Below are 2,630 nucleotides of genomic sequence, written 5' to 3'. Positions count from 1 at the left end.
CGGTTTGTGTCAACACGATTAGATGGGACGATGAATGCAAATTATCGGTTCTCATCCGACACTGCTGAGATCGACCGTGATCAGGTCCACCGCTGGATCAGCAAGCAGTCCTACTGGGCACCCGAGCGATCACGCTCACGTCAAGATGCAGCGATTGACGGATCACGCAACTTCGGCATCTACGACAGCGCGTCCAAGAAACAGGTCGCTTACGCGCGCGTCATCACCGACGGCGTCACGTTTGCCTGGCTCTGCGACGTCTTCGTCGACCCCGCAGTTCGAGGACACGGAATTGGCAAAGCCCTCATCGCGGGCATTCTCGAGGAATGCGATCCCCTCGGACTGAGGCGCATCGCCCTCTCCACCAACGATGCACACAGCCTGTATTCCAATCTCGGCTTCTCCACTTTGATCGCCCCGGAGACGTGGATGGAGCGCACCGTCAACCCCGGCGTTTAGCCGAAAGAGAACTACCGGCTGGTCCCACATGTGGAACCCTTTCCGGTGCGTCTGGCGATCGAGACGCCCTCCGGGTGTCCGAATTCGTCGGATTGTTGAGTATGTTGAGCCGTCTTTGGAGGGTGGGAGGTCGCTCAGGAACGCGCCGGGGTGATTTCCGTGGCAGCGATTACCGCGTTGAGGAAGCCCGGGAATCGGGCATCGAACTCTGGGCGGCGGAGCACTGTCCAACGTTGCGTGCCGCGGTCTTCTTGACGGATCAGTCCTGCCTCGCGAAGTATTTTGAAGTGGTGGCTCAGTGTCGACGGTGCAAGATTCACGGGGAATGTTCCGCAGGCGCGCCCATCGGGTTCGGCGTGGAGGGTGCGGACAATGGACAGCCGTGTCTCGTCGGAAAGGGCGTGCAGGACCGCGGTCACGAGAACTGTGTCGAGCGTCGGATGACGAAGTGTCGGTCGCGGATTGTGTCCCACAGTTGCTCCTTTCGAGTATTTACGAATGAATGCTAGCATCCGAGTTATTATTCGACATCTTTCGAAAGAAGGCGAAACGTGATCACCTCAACGATGCGCGCTCTCACATTCAAGGGCCCCACGACGGACACTTCTCAGACTGATGTCGCCGTGATGGCGAGGCCGGCACCCGGCCCCGGCGAGGTGTTGATCCGTGTGACCCACGCAGGGATCAACTTCAAAGACGTAATGATGCGACGGGGTGATCCCGCCTACTCGTCCGTCTGGCCCGTCATTCCCGGCCTGGAAGTCGCCGGCGTAATCGAGCAGGTCGGCGACAGAGTGGATAATCTCGAAATCGGTATACGGGTGGTTGCTTTGACCAACACGGGCGGTCTCGCTGAGTACGTTGTCGCCGATGAAGCGCTGACGGTGGGCATCCCGGACGGAGTAGCCTCCGAGGTCGCGGCCGTGGTTCCTGGGGTCTGGGCTACGGCGTGGCTGCTCCTGAATGAGGCCGCCCGTGTGCGCGACGGCGACACGATCCTCGTCCACAGCGCCTCCGGCGCCGTCGGTACGGCCATCGCCGCACTCGCCGGGGCCATCCCTCGAACGACCCTCGTAGGTGTTGTCGGAGCCGCAAGCCGCCTCGAAGACGCGAAGGCCGCGGGCTATCAGCACGCCTTCGTCCGCGACGACCATCTCGTCGACGGAGTCCTCACAAAGCTGGGCGGCACCGGCGTTGATATCGTGCTCGATCCTCAAGGTACCGCGTGGCTCGACGCGGATCTGCACATGCTCGCTCCTCATGGCCGCGTGGTGCTCTTTGGTAACGCTTCGGGCACCCCTCTTGACTCCATAGCCACCGCACAGCTCTCAGCCAGCAATGCGGCTGTGGGCGGCTTCAGTATCGCGGCTTTGTCGGCTGCGGCTCCGAAGCTCGTCCAGCGAGCCATGAAGGCCGTGCTCCGCCGGATTGCAGACGGCTCCCTCACCCCCGAATCGACCAGCACCGCGGGCCTCGATCAGGCCGCAGCGCTCCAGCAGCAACTCGCGAATGGCGGCGCAAAAACGAAACACGTAATCGAAATCACGCCAGAACTCCGATGACGTGGGCGGTCGGCAGCAGTCACCGCGACTGCGCCCGCAAGGGGAACCTCCTGCGGAACGTCAGCGGTGCACTGAGAACCGGGCCGATACCGGTCGCGGCATCGGTTGGACTTTGGTGCTGCGACAATGGCGCTATGGAGAGCGTGCGATTGACTGGTCAACTCTTGTGCGAAGACCTCGGCGAAGCTGCGATCGTTATGCAGTACCTCCCCTTGCACGTGGGGCTGACCCGCGCCGAGACCGGATGCCTTTCGTTCAACGTGACCCCCACCCACGATCCGCTCGTCTGGCAGGTGGACGAGCACTTTCGGGATGTCGTCTCGTTCCGCGCACACCAACAACGAGTCGCATCCAGTGAATGGGGTCTGGAGACCTCCGGTATCGAGCGTCGATACACAATCACGGGGATTAGCTAAAGGCAGTCGGGGTTCGAACTGGTGCCTCCTCGAGGGGTTTCCTCGTGACTATCGCTGAAGAATGACAGCGCTATTTCGCTGCGGAATGGCGGAAGATGTCAACCTATGTGAGTCAGTTTCCTTAGGTGGTCATTGAGTTCGTTCCTTCCTTCAGGGGTTCGTTGATCCAGGTGGTGGTCGGGAACGTTGGTGG

Annotated in this window: 4 protein-coding genes; 3 read left to right on the top strand and 1 reads right to left on the bottom strand. The window is 61.1% G+C overall.

Translation table 11 applies throughout. From position 1 onward, the window contains the following. Positions 1 to 30 precede the first annotated feature (30 nt). Positions 31 to 459 carry a GNAT family N-acetyltransferase gene (locus JF66_RS18055; protein ID WP_035880191.1) on the top strand — a complete coding sequence of 143 codons (429 nt, stop codon included), beginning with the start codon at positions 31 to 33 and terminating at the stop codon, positions 457 to 459. A 134-nt stretch (positions 460 to 593) separates the two neighbouring features. Here JF66_RS18055 and JF66_RS18050 read toward each other — a convergent pair whose 3' ends face one another. Beyond that, positions 594 to 878, bottom strand: a complete 285-nt coding sequence (locus JF66_RS18050; protein ID WP_197059478.1) for a helix-turn-helix transcriptional regulator — start codon at positions 876 to 878, stop codon at positions 594 to 596. 132 nt (positions 879 to 1,010) lie between these two features. Between JF66_RS18050 and JF66_RS18045 the strand changes: the two genes are divergently transcribed. Together JF66_RS18045 and JF66_RS18040 are read left to right on the top strand one after the other, a co-directional pair. Then, complete coding sequence (locus tag JF66_RS18045) at positions 1,011 to 2,021, top strand: alcohol dehydrogenase catalytic domain-containing protein (RefSeq protein WP_051973732.1); 1,011 nt, start codon at positions 1,011 to 1,013, stop codon at positions 2,019 to 2,021. Between the two features lie 143 nt (positions 2,022 to 2,164). Beyond that, positions 2,165 to 2,437: a putative quinol monooxygenase gene (locus tag JF66_RS18040; RefSeq protein ID WP_231556494.1), complete on the top strand. Its 273-nt coding sequence runs from the start codon at positions 2,165 to 2,167 to the stop codon at positions 2,435 to 2,437. The last annotated feature ends 193 nt before the right edge of the window (positions 2,438 to 2,630 follow it).

The organism is Cryobacterium sp. MLB-32, from assembly GCF_000738085.1.
GTDB lineage: Bacteria > Actinomycetota > Actinomycetes > Actinomycetales > Microbacteriaceae > Cryobacterium.
This window is presented reverse-complemented; position numbering and strand designations above follow the sequence as displayed.

Excerpts from the sequence above, each read along its gene's own strand:
- JF66_RS18055 (WP_035880191.1), top strand. The coding sequence starts at position 31 with ATGAATGCAAATTATCGGTTCTCATCCGACACTGCTGAGATCGACCGT.